Below are 21,024 nucleotides of genomic sequence, written 5' to 3'. Positions count from 1 at the left end.
ATTATTTAGTTGAATAAAACAAATATAACTAAAAAATTAGTTTAAACTAAATTTTTAGTTTAAAAATTGATATTAATAGTTTTTTGTAATTACATTGAAAATTTGATATGGATATTATTTTAATCATTATTGCGGCCTTATGTATGATTTTAGGTCTTCTTGGTAGCTTTTTACCCATCTTACCAGGTCCATTTAGTAGTTGGGTTGGGCTACTACTATTATATTTAACTAAAGCCATACCAATGTACATAACTTTAATTGTTATTACGTTTATTATTGCTGTAGCAATTTCGGTTCTAGACTATATCATTCCATCTATGGGTACTAAACGATTTGGAGGCACAAAAGCTGGTATTATAGGTACTTCAATAGGATTGGTTGTTGGTTTGTTCGCCCCCATTCCTGGAGGTATTATTATCGGTCCATTTATTGGGGCATTCATTGGTGAGCTAATAAATAAAAGTAATTCTAAAACTGCTTTAAAAGCTGCCTTTGGCAGTCTTATTGGGTTTTTAGCTTCTACGATAATAAAATTTATAATAGCAGTTATTTATTTGGGATTATTTATTTCAGTTTTATGGGATTATAGACAAGTAATTTTCGCGTCTTAAAAAAGAAGAAGTCCCATGGGTCTCTCACCTCCACGGGACTTATGTAAATTGCTATTATCAACATAAAATATTGAGGGATCAATTAATTTGAAGTGTTGACCTCACAAAGATAATTAATACTTTTCTCTAATAGCTGCGGAAAAACCGCAATCTAATTACGGTTAAAATAGAATTATCAAGTATAATCTAGGATTTAAGTGATTATAAAATTTTCATCTTAAAAAACTTTAACATTCTATAAGAGGAAATATATTACTTTTTCTAAACAAAACCTCTTTTTCTAGCTTCTTCGAGTAGTGTTTCGTCTTCTCCATCTTCAACTAAAAACAAATCTTTAAGCTGTTTTTTCCGTTTTTCAACCGCACTTAAAGAAATATCTAAATGAGCTGCCAAATTTTTAGTTTTAACGCCTTGTGACAATAAGTGAAGTATTTTTCTGTTTTTTTCATCAATAATAATATCGGTAGTAATAGATTTTCGAATATGGCTATTTACTGTACCACTATAAAATGGCGGATTGTTAAGTACCGCTTGAAATGCACTTGCCAACTCGCTAGATGTCAAATCACTTTTTATTAAAAATCCCTCTGGATCTATAGTTTTTATAATGTTATGAATCCTAAAGGACTCATTAAACATCGTTAAAATAATAATTTTAGCTTTTGGCAAAATATTGCGGGCATATCCTGCCAAATCTTCCCCTGATTGCATGGAGCCGTCTTTAGATGCTGGCAAACTAATGTCGACAAATAATACATCATAAGGCAAAGCTTTTTCAAGAGATTTGTCCATAAAGTGTATAGCCTCATCACAATTATTGGCAATATCTATATACAATTCTTGATTAGACTTTTTAGTAAATTGCAATGTATTTTGATACCCTTCAATAATCATAGGGTGGTCATCAATCATCAATATTCTAATTTTTTCTGACATAATTTAATGGTAGGTTAAATGGGGATATTAATTTTAATGGTTGTTCCGTTACTTTTTTCTGAGTTAATATTTAATGTGGCGTTAATTTCCTTAATTCTTGAATTTATATTTTTAAGACCTATTCCTGATTTTGTTTTATTAACATCAAACCCAGAACCATCATCTTTTATAGATAAGCAAATTACATTATTTTTTAATTTAAAGCTAATTTTTACCGTGTTGGCATTTGCATGTTTATATATGTTATGTAACGTCTCTTGTATGATTCTATATATGTGTATTTTACTTTTATTGGGTATTTCATCCCAATTAATAGATCCATCATGGTTTATTTTATACTTTAGTTTGTAAACACCCGTTTGAGTCTCCACCAAAGTATTGATAATATCCACAAACCCGGAACCCGAAACAAAATCAGTATTCAAATCATGAGATACTTTTCTAATATCTTGTTCAATTGTTTTAAGCTCATTAATATATTGACTCCTTGTATTTATAGCATCTACAGTGGTTCCCATATTTAGACTATCTAGACTTAATCTTGTACCAAATAAACGGCCTAATACACCATCATGTAATTCTTGAGAAATACGTTTTTTCTCTAATGTTCTAGCTTCTTCAACACTTTCATTTTGATTTAACATGAGGTTATATATTTCTTCGTTGGCTTCTTGTTGCTTTTGAATAAACTTTAACTCTTTGTTTTTGTTTCTTTGGTGAATAACTATGTATATTAAAAATGAGCTTATGATTAACACAATGGACGTTATTAATAACCACATGCGTTCTCTTGATATTTTGATGTTTTCCTTTTCAATTTTATCAGTTTCATACTGTATCCTAGTAAACTTATTTCTAGTAGCTCTTTCCTTTTTTATTAGACTATCGTTAAGTTTTATGTACTCATTATAATATTTTACAGCAATGCTATCATCTTCTACCTCGGCCAAAACGGAATATGATTCTAATAAATCATCTGTATAATTTGGATAAGAAATATCTTTTGCTCTATAGGCGTAATACTTTGCCGAATCTTTTTGATTTTTGAATTTATAATATTTAGCTAAGTGCTGATTAATGACGATGGTTTTATAGCTATCTTGAATACTATCACAAATTTTTAATGCTTTAAGGAACAAACCTGGAAGTTGCTCATAATTTTTAGACAAAAACCTAGTGTGCGCATAATTATCAAGTACAACTGCATAAAAACCAGGTCTTTCAGCTATCAATTTTTTATTCTCAAAAATCTCATTGTAATATTTAATTGCTAAATCGTAGTTCTTAGAACTTTTATAAACATTGGCTAAATTATTTATTTGATTATCAATTAATACGTCATTATTACCTTTCAATTGTTTTTTTAATTGTATAGCTTTTAAATTATACTTTATAGACTCATCAAATTGGGAAAGCTCTTTGAATATAATACCCAAGTTATTATAAAAATAGGACTTGTATCTTACAACCTCATCTGATTCATCTAACTGATCAAGCAAAGAGATTCCTGTTATTGAAGTTATTTCACTACCAGCATAATCCTTATCATTTCTTTGAAGTAAAGCAATATCCAGAAGCACTAAAGCTGTAGCATAGTTATCCTTAAGGTTTGTATATAATTTTTCAGCTTTGTTATTATAATAATAAGCACTATCTATAGATATATCATAATAGTAATAACCTAAATTCTTGTTTATATCTGCTAGTGATAAAGAATCATTTATTCCTATGGCTATCTTTAGTGCTTTATGATTATCCTTCAATAATAAAGCATTGTTGTAATCTATATTTAATTTTAAATTTTTTTTATTGTCAAAATAAATTTTGGATAACTCTAAATAACTTTTTAGCTTTAGGGAATCTAAATCATATTGTTCCGAAAGTTTTTTTGCTTGTTTTGCATTTTTTAATCTCAATTTAATATCCAATGTATTCTTATTTGAATTTATCAAATGAAATTTAATACTGTCAATAATGGATTTGGTATCTTCTTGAGCAAAAGAAACACACGAAAAAAAAATCGCTAAAACAAAAATTTTAAGATTCAATGCAATTACATATAAGGTATCTCAAATGTATCTATAATTTTTCTTTTTTTAAAGAGAAAGCCTTTATCTTAAGATAAAGGCTTTAATTATGTTTAGTAAAGTTATATTATCTTTCCGTAACATCACCATCTCCACCAATAACAACATTTGGAGTTGGATCGCCTAATAAATCATCTTCATTTAAATCTTGTTTTGTGCATGAAGATAACGTTGCGAAAAGCACTGCTACTAATAAGGTAAATTTTAGGGATTTCATATTAATTCAATTTTAAGGTTACACAGTTATTCTCTATTTATTTTAAAAAAACTTACAAGGATTTTGAAACCAAAATCTTTGTTGAGGGAAAAAATGGATAATTAACTTAAAATCGAATGCACAAAAAATGCAAAGATTTTTTAAAATTTAATTTTTGAGGGAAGTGACAGTTACGTCAAAAACGGATTAATATCTTAGGAACTGAGAGAGATTACTAGAACATTCGCTAAGATGCTGTAAATGTATGTCAAAACAGTAGGTAGGATACAAAAAAATCGATTAAATAGATATTTTAAACGATGAAACGTATTTTTGATGTCAAGTTATTAACTTTTGGGTGTTAATAACTAATTTTGAAATTACAATGTTGACCCACTCTTAATTAAACTTGTTTTTATAATTCGAGTAGAAACATCATTCTCAGACATATTTTTATTTTGTAATCGTCTAATCAACAATTGAGCCGCATTGGCACCTATATCTTTAGCATGCTGCCTAATACTTGTTAATCGTGGTATAGAATGGTTAGAAATATATTTACTTGAAAATCCTATTACAGAAATATCCTTCGGAACATGCAAGCCAAAACCAATGGCTGTATTAATGCTTATAACACCCGATGCGCTATCGGCTGCAATCACACCATCGATTTTGTTGTTCTCAAAAAATAGTTTAATCTTTAATTGTGAGTCTTCCATTTTAGAGATTTTTAAAGCTACAGGAAGTTGATTACTACTCTCTAATATAGCCTTATTATAACCTCGCTCTCTTAATTTGCCAACACTTAAGTCATCAATACCACTTATAAAAGCAACATTTTTTCTTCCCTCAAGCAACAGGCTTTTAGTTGCATTATAAGTAGCGTCAAAATCATCAACTATTACTTTATCACATAAAACATCATGTGCAACACGGTCAAACATCACAATTGGCAATCCTTGACCAATGGTTTTTTTAAAATGTGCTATTTCATTTTTAACTTGTGTTTCTTGTGCCACACATAAAATAAAACCATCTACACTGCCATTAGCGAGCAGTTGTAAACCATCTTTTTCTTTCTCTAAAGATTCGTTCGATATACATGTTATAATGTTATATCCATATTGTGCCGCTTCTCTTTCAATACCAAACAAGACTTTAGCTAAAAAATGATTAAGAATATCTGGTATAATAACCCCTATTGTTTTTGTTTTATTCTGTTTTAAACTTAAGGCCACTTTATTAGGTTTGTAGTTATATAAGTCAGCAAGTTCCTTAACGCGCTTAATAGTTTCTTCACCTATTTCCTCACTATTATTAAGTGCTTTTGAAACGGTGGAAATAGAAACATTTAATTCTTTGGCTAATTGTTTAAGAGTGACCATATAATATACTATAATAAAGTGTTGCAATTTACAAAATTACTAATACCAAATATATTACTAATAAAGAAGTTAAATTATCTTGTAAGTCAAAAATAAAATGGCGTATACATTACATATACGCCAAGTGCCATTAACTCCTAAAATCTTAAAACCAGAATTTTAAGAAGCAAATATGGTAGTATTTCAAATAATTATATGTAACATTTATTACATTAACAAAAAAAACTCTCAATAAGAGAAATCTCATTTTATAGAAATAAATGATATTATGCTTTTTAAATTAATTGTAGAATTAAATTTATTAGTTTTATTGCGCCATAACTTTAAACAAGAAAAAATGATTAAGCTAAAATTAATAACATTAATTACAACAACGCTGTTTATTAATTGTTTTTCTCAATCTGAAAGAAAAGAATCAATAATAGCTCCTAATGCAAAATTAGAATTAATTAAATCTGATTTTAAATTTGATTTTACAGAAGGCCCTTCTGTCGACAAAAAAGGTCGTGTTTATTTTACAGATCAACCTCAAAACAAAATTTATATTTGGGATGAAAAAAAAGGAGTAAGTTTATATTCAGATGATGCCAAAAGAGCCAATGGATTGTCATTTAACACTAAAGGAGAGTTATATGCTTGTGCTGAAGAAACCAACCAAATAGGTTATTTTGATAAAAATAAAAAATTCCATGTCATTTTTGAAGATTTTGATGGAAAGCATCTCAATGGCCCCAACGATTTATGGATTGCTCCTAACGGAGGAATCTATTTTACAGATCCTTATTGGCAAAGACCTTTCTGGACAAAAGACCATAAAGAAATTCAAGATACCAGAGGTGTTTACTATATAAACCCCAAAGGCTTAACTACTAGATTTTTAAATGATTACAAAACACCAAATGGCATCATAGGAACCCCGAATGGAAAAACACTGTATGTAGCTGATATGGGAGCAAGGGAAACCTTTAAATATGATATTCAAGCAGATGGTTCTTTAACTAACAAAACATCATTTGTAAAATACGGAAGCGACGGTATGACTATCGATAACCAAGGTAATATTTATTTAACAACTGCAAATAAAGTTTTAATTTTTAACCTACAAGGAGACCTTATTGAAGAAATTATAATTCCAGAAGCCCCAACCAATGTTTGTTTTGGAGGTAAAAAAGGTAATATACTTTTTATTACAGCTAGAACTACCAATTATATATTAAAAATGAATGTGAAAGGGGTAGACAAGGCATAACCAAAAAGTTTATAATTTTTATTTAAATAGTTCGTTTATAAAACAAAAAAGCCATGCAAAAATGTTTACTTATTGCACTCATAGTTCCCTTACTATCTTTTGGTCAAGTAAATAAATTATTAAGGCAAGGTTTAAAATCCACAAATTTTAATGAGCAAATTGAACTATTTACTCAAGTTATTCAGTTAGAACCTCAAAATTTAGATGCTTATTTTTATAGAGGACTTGCAAAATACAACTTAGGAGATTATAATGGAGCCATTTTAGATTATACAAAAGTAATATTCTACAAACCAGATGCCGACACCTATTACAATCGAGGAAATTCTAAGTTTGCTTTACAAGATTATTTAGGAGCAAAAGAAGATTACATAAAATCATTGGAACTCGACAAACAACTCACAAATGCACTTTATAATTTAGGATTGTCAAAAGCCTATTTAGGCGAATTTAAGGAAGCTATTTTAGATTTCAATAAAATCACAAATGAATTCCCTAACGATTTTAAATCCTACGAACAAAAAGCCATGGCTTACATGGAGCTCAAAAATTACGAAGAAGCCTTTAAAAACTATGGATATGTTATTCTTCTAAACCCAAATAGTAGTGCTTTTTATAATCGGGGTTTGGCTCTTTTAAGCATAAATTACTATAAAGAAGCAAAAAACGATTTTTATAAAGCCATACAACTAGATAAAAACAATTTACCTTGTTATTTTTATATAGGTGTTACCCATCTTTTTTTAGGAGAGTTTGTTCCTGCTGTTACAGCTTTTACTGAATCCATTAAATCGGATGCTTTAGATTTTGATGCTTATTTAGGTATGGCAATGACCCAGTTTAAGGCTAACAATAAAGTAGAAGCTAAAGTAAATTTTCAAAAAGCAAAAAGTATTATTAATCCAAATGCTTTGAATGATGGTAGCATTGAAGTATTCAAAGACACCTATTGGTACAAAAACCAATTTTTTTACTTGAATGGCATCTATAAAGAATTAAATGCTTTATAAAAGATTACGCTTTATATTTTAAAGGCAAATACACGAGTTTTTTGGTTTCATAAAAATCTTCAGAAAAATAATCACTTAAACTATAAATTTCAATAGTCTTGTAGTCTTTTAACTCGTCTTCTAAATCACCGCCTTTTAGATACAAAATGCCGTTCTTAATAGTGTGTTTTTGCTCTTTGGCTATTTTTCCTTTAGTCCAATGTACAAAAGTTGGCATAGCCGCTACAGCTCTGCTAATTATAAAATCATAAGTATCATTAATTTCTTCAACCCTGCTATTGGTCGTTTTTACATTTTTTAAACCCAATCCCTCAACAACCTCATCAACAACCCTTATTTTTTTTGCAATGCTATCGACTAGATGAAATGAGGATTCTGGAAAAAGGATAGCCAACGGAATACCCGGAAAACCACCTCCTGTACCAACATCCAGAATCTTGCTTCCTTTATTAAATTCAATAAACTTTGCAATTGCTAAAGAATGTAAAACATGGCGTAAATAAAGTTCATCAATATCCTTTCTTGAAACCACATTAATTTTTAAATTCCAATCTTTGTAAAGCTCTTCCAATAGAGCGAATTTTATAATTTGGTCTTCTGTAAGGTTTGGGAAATATTTTAAAATAAGCTCCATTAATGTGAAATTTTTAACAAAAATATACTTTTTATATACATAATTTTACTAAAAAACGTTATAACTTAAACGGCATTATGTCTATCTTTGCACGGTTTTAGTTTTCACATATAAACTAAGCATTAATTTAATAGTATGAACAAACAAACACTTTCATTTTCAAGAGTAGATTCTGCAAATTTTTTTAGAACACTAAATAAACGTGTTAATGAGTATTTTAAAGATAACAACATTAAGCGTACCGGAAATTGGACAATTTGGTTAAAAACCATAGTCATGTTTGCTTTGTTTTTAACGCCTTATTTCTTACTACTAACATTAAATATACCTGGCTGGGCGCAACTATTGCTTACTATTGTTATGGGTATTGGCATGGCTGGCGTGGGGATGAATGTGATGCATGATGGTAATCATGGATCTTTTTCAAATAAAGAATGGATAAACCGTTTAATGGGAAGTAGTATTTATATTCTTGCTGGCAATACTTATAACTGGAAAGTCCAACACAACGTTTTGCACCACACATACACAAATATTCATGGACATGACGAAGATTTAGATGCCGGACGAATTTTACGTTTTACTGAACATTCTGAATGGAAATGGCATCATAGATTCCAACATTATTATTCTGTTTTACTTTATGGATTGTTAACCATAAACTGGGCCATTACTACAGATTTTTTACAAATGAAACGTTATATGAAACGTAAATTGTCTTATGGAAAATTTCCTAACCCAACGTGGAATTGGAGTAAATTAGTTATTTCAAAGGTGATATATATTAGTATTTGGATTGTGATTCCTATGCTGATTTTAAGCATTTTTTGGTGGAAAATACTTATTGGATTCTTTATTATGCATTATACGGCTGGTTTAATTTTAAGTGTGGTGTTTCAATTAGCACATGTTATGGAAGATGCTGAAATGCCTTTACCAGAAGCAGATGGCATCATGAAAAATACTTGGGCTGTACACCAACTTAAAACGACAATTAACTTCAGTACAAAAAACAAATTGGTTAATTGGTTTACAGGAGGTTTAAACCATCAAGTAGAACATCATATTTTTCCACACATTAGTCATGTTCACTATACTAAAATATCTAAAATAGTTAAGGAAACCGCTAAAGAATTCGACTTACCTTATAACGAATATCAAACAACACGCAAAGCCATTATCGCTCATTTTAAACATTTGAGAGATATGGGTACTAAACCAGCTTTACAAGTATAAAATAACCACTTTTATTAATTTATTAAATGCAATTACTATCCGATAGAATTTTAAACATGGCTACGTCTGCAACTTTAGCAATGGCCGCTAAAGCGAGAGAGCTAAGAACTGAAGGGAAAGACATCATTGGCTTAAGCCTTGGTGAACCAGATTTTCACATTCCAGAATTCATTAAAGATGCTGCCATTCAAGCTATTAATGAAAATTATAATTCTTACTCGCCGGTTGATGGTTATGTAGAATTAAAACAAGCCATAATTACTAAGTTTAAACGTGATAACAATTTAACTTATACACCTAATCAAATTGTAGTTTCTACAGGTGCAAAGCAATCTCTTGCCAACATTGCAGCTGTATTAACCAATAAAGGTGATGAAGTTATTATGCCTTGTCCATATTGGGTTAGTTATGCCGATCTAATAAAATTAAACGATGGTATTCCTGTTGAAGTCCCAACAACTATTGCTACAGATTTTAAAATGACTCCAGCGCAATTGGAGGCTGCCATTACACCAAAAACTAAAATGATTTGGTTTAGTTCACCATGTAATCCAAGTGGATCTATCTATAGCAAAGCCGAATTAAGAGCTTTGGCAGATGTCCTTGTTAAATATCCTAATATTTATGTAGTATCTGATGAGATTTACGAACATATAAATTATGTAGGCAAACATGCAAGCATGGCCGAATTTGAAGATATGTACGACCGTACCATTACTGTAAACGGTGTATCTAAAGCATTTGCTATGACCGGATGGCGTATTGGATATATTGGTGCCCCAGAAAAAATAGCTCGCGCTTGTAACAAAATGCAAGGGCAAATTACAAGTGGCGCCAACTGTATTGCACAACGTGCGACTATCACGGCGTTAAACGAACCACCATCAAGAGTTCAATACATGATTGATGAGTTTAAAGTGCGTCGCGATTTAATACTTAGCTTACTTAACGACATTGAAGGTTTTAAAACGAATGTTCCAGAAGGAGCTTTCTATGTGTTCCCAAATATTTCTTATTTCTTTGGAAAAACAATAAAAGGCATAACTATAAATAATGCCTCTGATTTTTCCATGTTTTTATTGGAAAAAGCTTTGGTTGCAACAGTTGATGGTGAATCCTTTGGAAATCCAGATTGTATAAGAATCTCTTATGCTGCTTCACAAGAACAAATTATTGAAGCTATTAAAAGAATAAAAGAGGCTGTTAGTTAAAATAGCTAACATGCCATATAAATTTCAAAAGCTGCTAAAGTTAATTAGCAGCTTTTTTTATGTGAAAAAAATAAGGAATAATAATGTCAAGGAAATTGTTATTATAAATAATATAACTCGCTTTATTCTATTTTGTTTATTCTCAAATTGAATTTTTTGTTTTAATATTTTTAATTGTTCTGGAGTTGCTTTTGGAAATTTTCTAATTTCAACAAATAACTTCCTTCAAATCCTTTTCTTTCTTTTCGCTTTGCTAATTGACCTCTATTTAGTTTTAATGAATTATTGGCAGCTGCTATTGAACCTTCTCCTCCCATAATTTCTAGGTTTTAAATTGAACAAATAAGTAACAGATTGATTTTATTTATATGTATAAGAAAAACTATCTTTTACTATAATCACAATCAATATTAAAAAGCAGCGCTATAAATGATAAGTAGTCTGTTTTACAGAAACGTTACAAGGAGAGGTTTAAAATTAACTGAAAAATTATGTAAGTAATAATTCCAGACAGTAATATTTTAAGATTTAATATCTATCTATAGTGTTAATAAAACTAACTGAAGTTATTAATATCCCTAAACCCATAAGCAAGTATGAATTCATAAGATTCTGATCTTCAATTTCTAATGAAAATATTAATGAAGCATTCGAAGGAATTAAGGAAATCCCATAAACAAATAATGCAACACCCAATACCAATAGAGTAAATTTTATAGTTTTGTCCATAATTTTTGTTTTATAATTTAATAGTTGATACAACTTTAAACAAAGGTAAGGTCGAATCACACCTAATCTATTATATAATTCTTACAAAATGTTATAGGATTTAATGAAATTATTGAGAATATATCCTCGCAATTATTAATTTTTCAGAATTTTTTCACCTATTCCTCCAAAAAAATGGCGTGAATAAAATAAGAACAGTAAACAGTTCTAAACGACCAATAAGCATAAGGAAAGAAGCCCACCATTGTGCCAAAGGAGGTAGTGCCGAATAGTTATTTACAGGTCCAAAATTGCCTAGTGCTGGACCAATATTCCCTAAACTAGATGCCGATAATCCTACCGAAGATTGAAAGTCTATTTGAAACATAGAAAACACTAAAGCTCCAACGATAAAAGACAACATATAAAGAATAAAGAATGCCAAAATATTAAAAACAATAAATCTGTTAATAGCCTTTTTATTATATCTAACAGGCACTATGGCATTGGGATGAAGTGTACGTTTAAATTCTAAAAAGCCATTTTTAATAAGAATTAAATGCCTTACGACTTTTACCCCACCCGCTGTACTTCCAGCTGAACCACCCAAAAACATTAGTCCGAAAAAGAAAACCACTAAAAAAGGAGTCCACAAAGTATAATCTGCGGAAATAAATCCTGTAGTGGTAATAACTGTTAATACTTGAAATAATGCATGCCTAAAAGCACTTTCACCTTCACCCCAAACCATTGGATGGCTTATTGAAGATATGGACATATTTGATTTAAAATAAATAATGAGTGCCGCTATTATGGTAAAAACAACTACAAACTTAAAATACAGCTTAAATTCTTCATCATTGATTATTTTTTGAACCTTTCCTTTAAAAGCAAAGTAACTGAGGACAAAGTTTGACCCAGCTAAGAACATAAATAAAATAATAATATACTGAATAATTGGTTGATCATTCCAATATGCTACACTGGCATTCTTTGTTGAAAATCCTCCTGTCGACAAAGTCGCCATAGAATGATTGATAGCATCAAAAAAGGACATGCCTGCTAGATTAAGAAACAATGTTTCCGTAATAGTATAGCCAAAATAAATTAACCATAGGCGCTTAGCTGTATCAGTAATTCTAGGGTGCAATTTATCCCCACTAGGTCCAGGGGCTTCAGCCGCAAAAAGTTGCATGCCTCCAATTCCTAACAATGGCAAAATAGCTATGGCTAATACAATAATACCCATACCACCTATCCAATGCGTAGTGCTACGCCAAAACAAAACCCCTTTAGGTATTATTTCGATATCATTTAAAATAGAAGCTCCAGTCGTAGTGTAACCAGACATGGTTTCAAAAAAAGCATTTGTGAAATTTGGGATGCTGTCCGTTAACACATACGGCAACGTTCCAAATAATGACATAATAATCCATCCAAACGTAACAACTATGTAGCCTTCCCGTTTATTAATTTCTTTTTTATGGGTTCTAGTTAAAAGCATTATTACCAAACCAACAACCGAAGTTAAAAGGCCAGCAAGACATATTGGAAGTGTTACTCCATCCTTATAAATAAAGCTCACTATTCCAGATAACAGCATAAAACCACCATTAAACACTAATAGCAATCCTAAAAAATGAAAAATGATTTTAAAGTTTAGTTTCAATATGCAATGGTTGTTTACAACTTATTAAAGAAATAATTTTTCAACACGTTTTATAGATTGGAGTATGCAACAGACAACAACGCGATCGCCTTCCTGAATTTTAAAATTACCAAGTGCTATCATTCCAACACCATTTCTAATAACCCCTCCAATAATAGCTGAACGGGGAAAATCGATTGATTTAATTAATTTATTACAAACTGCTGAGGATGCCTTTACTTCAAATTCTAATAATTCTGCATTTAAGTTGTTAAGTTTGGTCATAGCCACAACCTCTCCTTTTCGTATGTATCTAAAAATATTATTGGCAGCTAATAATTTTTTATTAATTAATGTATCAATTCCAATAGAATGAGATAGTTCAAAATAGTCCATATTTTCAACCAGCGCAATGGTTTTCTTAACACCTTTAGACTTAGCAACCAAACAAGACATGATGTTGGTTTCTGAATTCGTACCCACAGCTACAAAAGCATCCATCTCGCTAATATTCTCCTCATCTAATAAGTCAACATTTCGCCCATCACTGTTAATCACCAAAACTTTCGTTAATTGTTCCGCAAGATCAAAGGCTCTGTCCCTATTTTCTTCAATGAGCTTGACATTAAAATCTTTTTCACTTAAATATCTAGCCGTTTTAAATCCTATTAAGCTACCTCCTAAAATCATAACATTTTTAATAGCTCTATTCACTTTACCTGTGAGTCTACAAAGTTCGTCTCCGCCACCTTCTGAAGTTATAAAAACCACCGTATCGCCACGTTTAAACTTCGTATCGCCTCGAGGTATGATAGTGAATTGAGTTCCGAATCGCTGAATAGCAATAGGCACAAAATGTATTTCTGGAAAAATTTCGGCAGCTTCTTTTACGGTTTTGCCAACAAAGGAAGCAGACCTAGAGAGTGTTAATCCCGCCATGGTAAGCGCTCCATTTTCAAACTCATAATTTTCATTGAAAGAGGATTGTTTTAACGATAATTCAATTTCTGAAGCCGCTAGAGCCTCAGGTGAAATAAGCTCGTCAATGCCAAACTTCGTAAACCCAACTTCATCCTTATGGTTTATAAACTCAGTATTAGAAATTCTGGCAATCGTTTTTTTAGACCCTAATTGTTTTGCCAAAACACAAACCGTAATATTTGTTGTTTCACTTGAAGTTACGGCTATAAATAAATCGGAGTTAGCGACACGCGCCTCTTTTAGAACAGCTATAGACGTTGCATCACCTTTTATAACTCTAATATCTAAATGATTATCTGCATATGCCAAACTTGTTTTGTTCGTGTCTATTAAAGTAATCTCTTGAGATTCATAAGACAACAATTTAGCTAAATGAAACCCAACTTCACCTGCACCAGCAATAATTATTTTCATTTGTTAATTCATAATAAGAAAAACAAATATAGCATAAATTAAATATTACCATTTCACAATTATTTATAACAATGTTATTTAGCACTTTTTTTAAAGAATTATTCTCTTAATTATGGTAATTTTATATTTATGTATTGAATAACCTCAATAATGCTATTTTGACTTTAATAGACATTTAAAAGCTGAAATAAATTATGTAGGTTTGCCAAAAAATAATACTTTGTCAAAGATAAAACCATACAAAAATAGCGATTTAGGCAAAAAAGAACAGGTCACAAAAATGTTTGATACCATTTCTGAAGATTATGATGGTTTAAACCGGGTCATTTCTTTTGGAATAGATATAAAATGGCGAAAAAAAGTAGTCCAAATAGTAAAAGAGACCAATCCTGAGACCATTTTAGATATTGCCACAGGAACAGGTGATTTAGCGATAGCTCTTTCAAAAACGAATGCCACCAAAATTATTGGATTGGACATTAGTAATGGCATGTTAGAAATTGGAAAAGAAAAAATAAAAAAACAGGGGTTAGATAACAAAATAGACATGGTGTTGGGCGATTCTGAAAACATGCCTTTTGAAGACAATACCTTTGATGCTATTACAGTTGGCTTTGGTGTTAGAAACTTTGAAACACTGGAAAATGGCTTAAAAGAAATACACCGCGTTTTAAAACCTGGAGGTTGCTTTGTTATTTTAGAAACATCTATACCTACAAAAACGCCTTACAAACAAGGCTATAATTTTTACACAAAAAACATATTACCTGTTATTGGACGTATGTTTTCAAAAGATAAAAGTGCTTACAAATACTTAAGCGATTCGGCTTCTGTTTTTCCTTATGGTGAAGTTTTAAACAATATTTTACGCAAAAGTGGGTTTATTAGTGTTAAAGATTTACCCCAAACATTTGGTGTAGCTACCATTTACGTGTCATCAAAATAATTTTATGAAGCACCTTTTTATATTATTGTCATTTTTATTTGTAATACAAACTTCCAATGCTCAATTATTCAGAAAAGAAAAAGTGAGTTATGATGCCAATCAAGGCAGAGGTTCTACCGATAATAATTTATTAAGATGGGGGTATTTTTTAGGACTTAATAGCTACGATTTTAATTTTGATTACAATGAAGATTTAAGAGACATTTACGTTAAAAAAAGCACTGGTTTTAATGTAGGTCTCATAGGAAACCTAAGAATCAATGATTATATTGATTTGCGTATAGAACCCGGTTTATTCATTACTACACGAGAGTTATATTACAGTCAAACCTATTTTTCGGGTAGCACAACTAGCTCAGATTTAACACGTGAAGTAAAATCTACATACATACATTTACCTCTATTAGTCAAATTTTCCACAAAACGCATAAACAACTTTAAGCCTTTTGTTGTTGGTGGGTTTTCAACAGCACTGAACCTTTCTAGCAATGAAAACAATCCAAATGACAATAGTAACAGGCAATTTAGAACGACCAAAAACACGTTGTTTTATGAGTTAGGTTTTGGCATCGATTTTTATCTATATAACTTTAAATTCACACCTTCCATTAGAGGTGCTTTTAGCATTAATGATGAGCTGGTACCAGACAAAGACCCAAACAGCCCGTGGACAAGCAATATTAACAGTATGAAAACCAGAGCGGTCTTTATAAACTTCACTTTTCAATAGACTTTGGCTAATAAGTCGTGAGTTGGTAAGTCGAGTAGCTACTAAACAACAAAATTTCTCCTAAATTCACTAAGTAAAATAGCGGTAGCAGTTGCTACGTTTAAACTTTCGGTAGCTTGAATTTTACCAAATCTAGGAATCGCCAATTTTTCTTTAACAAGAGATTCTATTTCTTTTGAAATACCATTGGCTTCATTTCCTAAAACCAAAACACCTTTTTTTGGTAAACTCACATTATACACATTCTCACCATCCATAAAAGTTCCAAAAACAGGAATATCAACTTCTTTTAAAAACATAGGTAAATCAATATAATTAATATTGACTCTGGTTATAGACCCCATAGTAGATTGAATGACTTTAGGATTAAAGCAATCTACAGTTTCATTACTACAAACTAAATCTTTAACACCAAACCAATCGCATAACCTAATAATAGTTCCTAAATTCCCAGGGTCTCTTACATCATCTAAAACCACTATTAATTCATTTGTGTCAATAGGTTCTGATGTCGGTATTTTAAAAACGGCTAATGCTCTATTTGGTGTTGTTAAGAAGCTAATACGTTTTAAATCTGCTTCGGAAATTAAAATTTCATCTTTGACATCAATATTGAAGCTTTCGATCGTATAAAGTGTATGAAGCAACAAATTGGAATTCAACAACTCTTTAATGGTTTTAATGCCTTCAACAACAAAAAGACCGTACAACAATCTATACTTTTTTTGCTTTAAACTCGTTATTAACTTTATTTGATTTTTAGATAATGATTGCATCAAAAAACAATTGATTTATTTTAATTTATAAAGAAAATGAAAAAATACTAAAACAAAGCTTTACACTTTCTTTATTTAATATTTTCTAAGCAGAAATAACCCTATTTATAAAATATTGAATACTCCAAAATGCTAATTAAAAAAAATAGAAACAAACAGATGAAATATTAGTATTTTTGAATTCGTATTGAAAAATAGTTTATATCCCTTTAAATTGGTTTCACCACTAAATTGTACAACTTAATTAATTGAAATTTCATTTGAAAAATCAACTCTCAAAAATAGTATTATTTATTATTGCTACACACATAACCTCATGTGATAGTACAAAAAGAGTTGCTGAAAATGATTATTTACTCACCAATAATACGGTTTATGTAAATGGTGAAAAAGACAATAGCGAGACCATAAACAATCTTATTTATCAAGAACCAAATCAAAAAATTTTAGGATTCCCTTTACGCCTTCAATTTTATAATTTGGCACGACCCCACATAGATTCTATTATTAATACTGGTCTTGATAAAAACCCTAAACACAGACAGCACTTAGAAAATCTTTTATCTAAAAAACAATTAGATAAGTATATACAATCCCGAATTGGATTTAATAACTGGATAAAAAAAACAGGAGAAGCCCCTGTAATAGTTGATGAAGAAAAGGCTAAAAGATCGGTAAAGCGGCTTCAGGATTATCATACAAATAATGGATGGTTTGATGTTAATGCCACTTATGATATTCAAAAAGAAGAGAATAAACGCGCTCAGATTGAATATAGAGTAGAAACCGGCAAAGCATTTATTATTGATTCTATTTCCGAACAAATATCAACACCAATAATAGATACGCTTTACAACAAATCCATTAAAAAAAATGCTTTCATAAAACAAAACGAACAATATAAAACTACAAATTTTGAATTGGAGCGTAACAGAATTTCTAGTGAATTACGTAATATGGGTTTATATCATTTCAACCAAGATTACATCACTATGGAAATTGATACCATAGGCACCAATAAAAAAGTAAATGTTGTTTTGCAAATTCAAGATAGAGCTATTAGAACTCCAGATTCCATACGACGAGAACCCTTTAAAGTTTATACTATTAGTGATGTAAAGATAATTACAGATTATACTTTTGAAAATAATGGCAAACCATTTCAAGACTCCATCTCATACAATAGCTTTAAACTCTACAGTTACGGAAAAATGCGTTACCGCCCAAAAGCACTCACAGATGCCATGTTTATTTCTCCAGGCGAGACTTTTAGTGATTTAGCTAGAACACGAACTTATAGATATTTGAATGAATTGAAAACCTTTAAGTATCCAAATATTGAATACACAGAGAATTTGGATAATACGCTAAGCACTGTAGTTAGTTTAACACCCTTAAAAAAATTCAGTTTAGGTTTTAGCACTGAAGTGTCTCAAAGTAATATCCAATCAATAGGTTTTTCGTTAAATCCTAGCTTATTAATTAGAAATATCTTTAGAGGTGCCGAAACCTTTGAAATATCTGCCATTGGATCCATAGGTGCTTCAAAAGGCGCTTCAAATGATAATAATGTTAATGATCCTTTTTTTGATATTATAGAATATGGTGTCGATTTAAAATTAACCATTCCTAGATTTTTCACTCCTTTTTATACAGAAAGCATTGTTCCAAAATACATGTCACCAAGTACGCGAATTAGCTTATCTACGACCAGCCAGACCAATATAGGCTTAGACAAACAAACATTTAATGGTATTTTAAGTTATAATTGGAGACCATCTGCAAAAGTAACAAACAGGTTAGATGCCTTTAATATACAATATGTCAGGAATTTAAACACTAATAGATATTTTGAGGTTTATAAAAATTCATTTAATTCATTAAACCAAATTGCAAGAGAGGTCAATTATATTAATGCTGATAGTTCTTTAGTCATCCCCAATGAAACAGATGCTTTTATAGCTTATACCTTGGATAATCCAACACCTGGCAACATCTCATCCAATCAATTAAAAACAGTAAATAGTATTAATGAACGTAAAAACAGATTAACAGAAAACAACTTAATTATTTCATCAATTTTTAGTTTGACTAATGATGAACGAACTAATTTATATGATGATGATTTTTCGATTTTTAGGTTAAAATTAGAATTAGCTGGGAATCTTCTTTCTACGGCTTCCAACCTTATAGGACTCAAAAAAAATGATAATAATCGTTATGAGATTTTCAACGTAGCTTATTCTCAATTTGTAAAAACAGAACTAGACTACGTAAAACATTGGAACTTAGGCAAAAAAAATATTCTTGCTATGAGAACTTTTTTCGGCATAGCTATTCCTTATGGAAATTCCGATAATATTCCATTTTCTAAAAGTTTTTTTGCAGGAGGGCCTAACGATAATCGCGCTTGGACAGCTTATAATTTAGGTCCCGGAAGTTCCCAAACTTTAAACGAATTTAATGAAGCGAATTTAAAATTCTCATTCAGTGTTGAACAACGTTTTAACTTATTCCAAAACTTAAATGGTGCGGTGTTTGTCGATGCTGGCAATATTTGGAATGTTTTAGACAATGTCACCACAGAGGGGGCTACTTTTAAAAATTTTAGCTCGTTAAAAGATATTGCGGTTGGCTCTGGTCTGGGTTTACGTTATGATTTTAGCTTTTTTGTATTTCGTTTTGATGTTGGTTTTAAAACCTACGACCCTTCTTACCCAATTAACAATAGATGGTTTAATGATTATAATTTCAGAAATGCAGTTTATAACATTGGTATAAACTACCCTTTTTAGTCTATTTACTAAATACTTACACTACAACGTTTTCGACTCTTTTAGTGTTTTAGGATGGCAAAATCAGGACTATTTATTTAAAAATTGATTACTTTTGACTTAAATTTATTAATATAAAAATATAAACATGGGACATAACATAAAACCAGGAGTTGCTACAGGCAGCGAAGTTCAAGCTATTTTTAAGCATGCCAAAGAAAATGGTTATGCTTTACCAGCTGTAAACGTAATTGGTTCAGATACTATAAATGGTGTATTAGAAACTGCCAAAGCATTAAACGCACCTGTTATCATACAATTTTCAAATGGTGGAGCGCAATTTAATGCCGGTAAATCATTAAATAATGATGGTCAAAAAGCAGCAATTGCTGGTGCTATCGCAGGAGCAAAACATGTTCATATATTATCTGAAGCTTATGGTGTACCTGTTATTCTTCATACGGATCATTGTGCTAAAAAATTATTGCCTTGGGTAGATGGAATGTTAGATGCTAGTGAAAAACATTTCGCTGAAACAGGCAAGCCACTTTTCAGTTCTCACATGATTGATTTATCTGAAGAACCTATTGAAGAAAATATAGAAATATGCAAAAAGTATTTGGCTAGAATGAGCAAAATGGGCATGACTTTAGAAATTGAACTTGGTGTTACAGGTGGTGAAGAAGATGGTGTTGATAATAGTGATGTTGATGATTCTAAACTTTACACACAACCAGAAGAAGTAGCTTATGCTTACGAAGAATTAAGTAAAGTAAGCAGCCAATTTACAATTGCGGCAGCTTTTGGTAACGTTCATGGTGTTTACAAACCTGGAAATGTAAAATTAACACCAAAAATTTTAAAAAATTCTCAAGAATATATTTCTAAAAAATATGGTGTTGAACATAACCACATAGATTTTGTATTCCATGGTGGTTCTGGTTCAACTGTTGAAGAAATTCGTGAAGGCATTAGCTACGGTGTTATTAAAATGAACATTGATACAGATATGCAATATGCATTTATGAGCGGTATTCGTGATTATATGAGTAGTAAAAAAGATTACTTACAAGGACAGATTGGAAACCCTGAGGGTCCAGATTCTCCAAATAAAAAATACTACGACCCACGCGTTTGGTTACGTGCTGGTGAGGTTACATTTGTAGAGCGCTTAAAACAAGCCTTTGCAGATCTTAATAACGTTAATACACTATAAAATAGATTTATTATAAACGAAAAAATCCTGTAATGACGCAGGATTTTTTCGTTTATATAATCCTATAAATTAACTATATAAAAAAATCAATTAATAAAAAAAGATTGCTCTCATTACTAAATTAAAATAAAGCCTTAATTTTGTAGTCAGGCTTTTGCTTTAACATGTTATTTTACACCTAGAGTTTATTAAAATAATTTATCAATAAGCCTAACGAAAATACCGATATATAAGGTTTTTTTAAATCTAAAATCGTAAATCTAAAATTATCAATCA

The 21,024-nt window shown here is 30.6% G+C and carries 19 protein-coding genes; 9 read left to right on the top strand and 10 right to left on the bottom strand.

The features are described 5' to 3' along the window. The first annotated feature begins 107 nt into the window (after positions 1 to 107). The gene (locus DKT72_RS10105; protein ID WP_111308611.1) at positions 108 to 611 is read left to right on the top strand and encodes a DUF456 domain-containing protein; all 504 of its coding nucleotides are present in this window, start codon (positions 108 to 110) and stop codon (positions 609 to 611) included. Positions 612 to 872: 261 nt separating this feature from the next. Here the strand turns inward: DKT72_RS10105 and DKT72_RS10100 are convergent, their stop codons facing one another. The 4 genes from DKT72_RS10100 to DKT72_RS10090 form a co-directional block, all read right to left on the bottom strand. Further along, the gene (locus tag DKT72_RS10100) at positions 873 to 1,547 is read right to left on the bottom strand and encodes a response regulator (protein ID WP_111308610.1); all 675 of its coding nucleotides are present in this window, start codon (positions 1,545 to 1,547) and stop codon (positions 873 to 875) included. A 14-nt stretch (positions 1,548 to 1,561) separates the two neighbouring features. Further along, positions 1,562 to 3,595: a tetratricopeptide repeat-containing sensor histidine kinase gene (locus DKT72_RS10095; RefSeq protein WP_111308609.1), complete on the bottom strand. Its 2,034-nt coding sequence runs from the start codon at positions 3,593 to 3,595 to the stop codon at positions 1,562 to 1,564. A gap of 106 nt (positions 3,596 to 3,701) precedes the next feature. Next, positions 3,702 to 3,851, bottom strand: a complete 150-nt coding sequence (locus DKT72_RS18235) for a hypothetical protein (RefSeq protein ID WP_162623290.1) — start codon at positions 3,849 to 3,851, stop codon at positions 3,702 to 3,704. A gap of 359 nt (positions 3,852 to 4,210) precedes the next feature. After that, positions 4,211 to 5,215: a LacI family DNA-binding transcriptional regulator gene (locus DKT72_RS10090; RefSeq protein ID WP_111308608.1), complete on the bottom strand. Its 1,005-nt coding sequence runs from the start codon at positions 5,213 to 5,215 to the stop codon at positions 4,211 to 4,213. A 337-nt stretch (positions 5,216 to 5,552) separates the two neighbouring features. Between DKT72_RS10090 and DKT72_RS10085 the strand changes: the two genes are divergently transcribed. Then, on the top strand, positions 5,553 to 6,464 hold the full coding sequence (locus tag DKT72_RS10085) for an SMP-30/gluconolactonase/LRE family protein (protein ID WP_111308645.1): 912 nt from the start codon (positions 5,553 to 5,555) through the stop codon (positions 6,462 to 6,464). 53 nt (positions 6,465 to 6,517) lie between these two features. Then, the gene (locus tag DKT72_RS10080) at positions 6,518 to 7,474 is read left to right on the top strand and encodes a tetratricopeptide repeat protein (RefSeq protein WP_111308607.1); all 957 of its coding nucleotides are present in this window, start codon (positions 6,518 to 6,520) and stop codon (positions 7,472 to 7,474) included. 4 nt (positions 7,475 to 7,478) lie between these two features. Here DKT72_RS10080 and rsmG read toward each other — a convergent pair whose 3' ends face one another. Continuing rightward, complete coding sequence (gene rsmG, locus DKT72_RS10075; protein ID WP_111308606.1) at positions 7,479 to 8,108, bottom strand: 16S rRNA (guanine(527)-N(7))-methyltransferase RsmG; 630 nt, start codon at positions 8,106 to 8,108, stop codon at positions 7,479 to 7,481. 135 nt (positions 8,109 to 8,243) lie between these two features. Here rsmG and DKT72_RS10070 point away from each other — a divergent pair, with 135 nt between their 5' ends. Next, positions 8,244 to 9,344, top strand: coding sequence for a fatty acid desaturase family protein (locus DKT72_RS10070; protein WP_111308605.1), 1,101 nt, complete (start codon positions 8,244 to 8,246; stop codon positions 9,342 to 9,344). Between the two features lie 26 nt (positions 9,345 to 9,370). Further along, a complete protein-coding gene (locus DKT72_RS10065; RefSeq protein WP_111308604.1) occupies positions 9,371 to 10,555 on the top strand; it encodes a pyridoxal phosphate-dependent aminotransferase in 1,185 nt (394 codons plus the stop codon). A 170-nt stretch (positions 10,556 to 10,725) separates the two neighbouring features. Here the strand turns inward: DKT72_RS10065 and DKT72_RS18230 are convergent, their stop codons facing one another. From DKT72_RS18230 to trkA, 4 genes are all read right to left on the bottom strand, one after another. Beyond that, a complete protein-coding gene (locus DKT72_RS18230) occupies positions 10,726 to 10,872 on the bottom strand; it encodes a hypothetical protein (RefSeq protein WP_162623289.1) in 147 nt (48 codons plus the stop codon). A 211-nt stretch (positions 10,873 to 11,083) separates the two neighbouring features. Then, positions 11,084 to 11,284: a hypothetical protein gene (locus tag DKT72_RS10060; RefSeq protein ID WP_111308603.1), complete on the bottom strand. Its 201-nt coding sequence runs from the start codon at positions 11,282 to 11,284 to the stop codon at positions 11,084 to 11,086. A gap of 154 nt (positions 11,285 to 11,438) precedes the next feature. Next, entirely contained in the window at positions 11,439 to 12,935 is a 1,497-nt protein-coding gene (locus tag DKT72_RS10055; RefSeq protein WP_111308602.1) for a TrkH family potassium uptake protein, read from the bottom strand. Positions 12,936 to 12,956: 21 nt separating this feature from the next. Next, a complete protein-coding gene (gene trkA / locus DKT72_RS10050) occupies positions 12,957 to 14,306 on the bottom strand; it encodes a Trk system potassium transporter TrkA (RefSeq protein ID WP_111308601.1) in 1,350 nt (449 codons plus the stop codon). Between the two features lie 220 nt (positions 14,307 to 14,526). On the opposite strand from trkA, the gene ubiE reads away from it, so the two are divergent. Together ubiE and porT are read left to right on the top strand one after the other, a co-directional pair. Continuing rightward, complete coding sequence (ubiE, locus tag DKT72_RS10045; protein WP_111308644.1) at positions 14,527 to 15,252, top strand: bifunctional demethylmenaquinone methyltransferase/2-methoxy-6-polyprenyl-1,4-benzoquinol methylase UbiE; 726 nt, start codon at positions 14,527 to 14,529, stop codon at positions 15,250 to 15,252. 4 nt (positions 15,253 to 15,256) lie between these two features. Then, positions 15,257 to 15,982, top strand: coding sequence for a type IX secretion/gliding motility protein PorT/SprT (gene porT / locus DKT72_RS10040; protein ID WP_111308600.1), 726 nt, complete (start codon positions 15,257 to 15,259; stop codon positions 15,980 to 15,982). 41 nt (positions 15,983 to 16,023) lie between these two features. Here porT and DKT72_RS10035 read toward each other — a convergent pair whose 3' ends face one another. Further along, on the bottom strand, positions 16,024 to 16,758 hold the full coding sequence (locus DKT72_RS10035; RefSeq protein WP_111308599.1) for a TrmH family RNA methyltransferase: 735 nt from the start codon (positions 16,756 to 16,758) through the stop codon (positions 16,024 to 16,026). A gap of 260 nt (positions 16,759 to 17,018) precedes the next feature. Between DKT72_RS10035 and tamL the strand changes: the two genes are divergently transcribed. Both tamL and fbaA read left to right on the top strand, forming a co-directional pair. Then, the gene (gene tamL, locus DKT72_RS10030) at positions 17,019 to 19,553 is read left to right on the top strand and encodes a translocation and assembly module lipoprotein TamL (RefSeq protein ID WP_111308643.1); all 2,535 of its coding nucleotides are present in this window, start codon (positions 17,019 to 17,021) and stop codon (positions 19,551 to 19,553) included. A 127-nt stretch (positions 19,554 to 19,680) separates the two neighbouring features. Continuing rightward, on the top strand, positions 19,681 to 20,748 hold the full coding sequence (gene fbaA / locus DKT72_RS10025) for a class II fructose-bisphosphate aldolase (RefSeq protein ID WP_111308598.1): 1,068 nt from the start codon (positions 19,681 to 19,683) through the stop codon (positions 20,746 to 20,748). Positions 20,749 to 21,024 lie beyond the last annotated feature (276 nt).

The sequence above is a fragment of the Confluentibacter sediminis genome (assembly GCF_003258355.1).
Classification (GTDB): domain Bacteria; phylum Bacteroidota; class Bacteroidia; order Flavobacteriales; family Flavobacteriaceae; genus Confluentibacter; species Confluentibacter sediminis.
The sequence above is the reverse complement of the archived record's forward strand: the minus strand, read 5'-3'. Positions and strand labels throughout refer to the sequence as shown.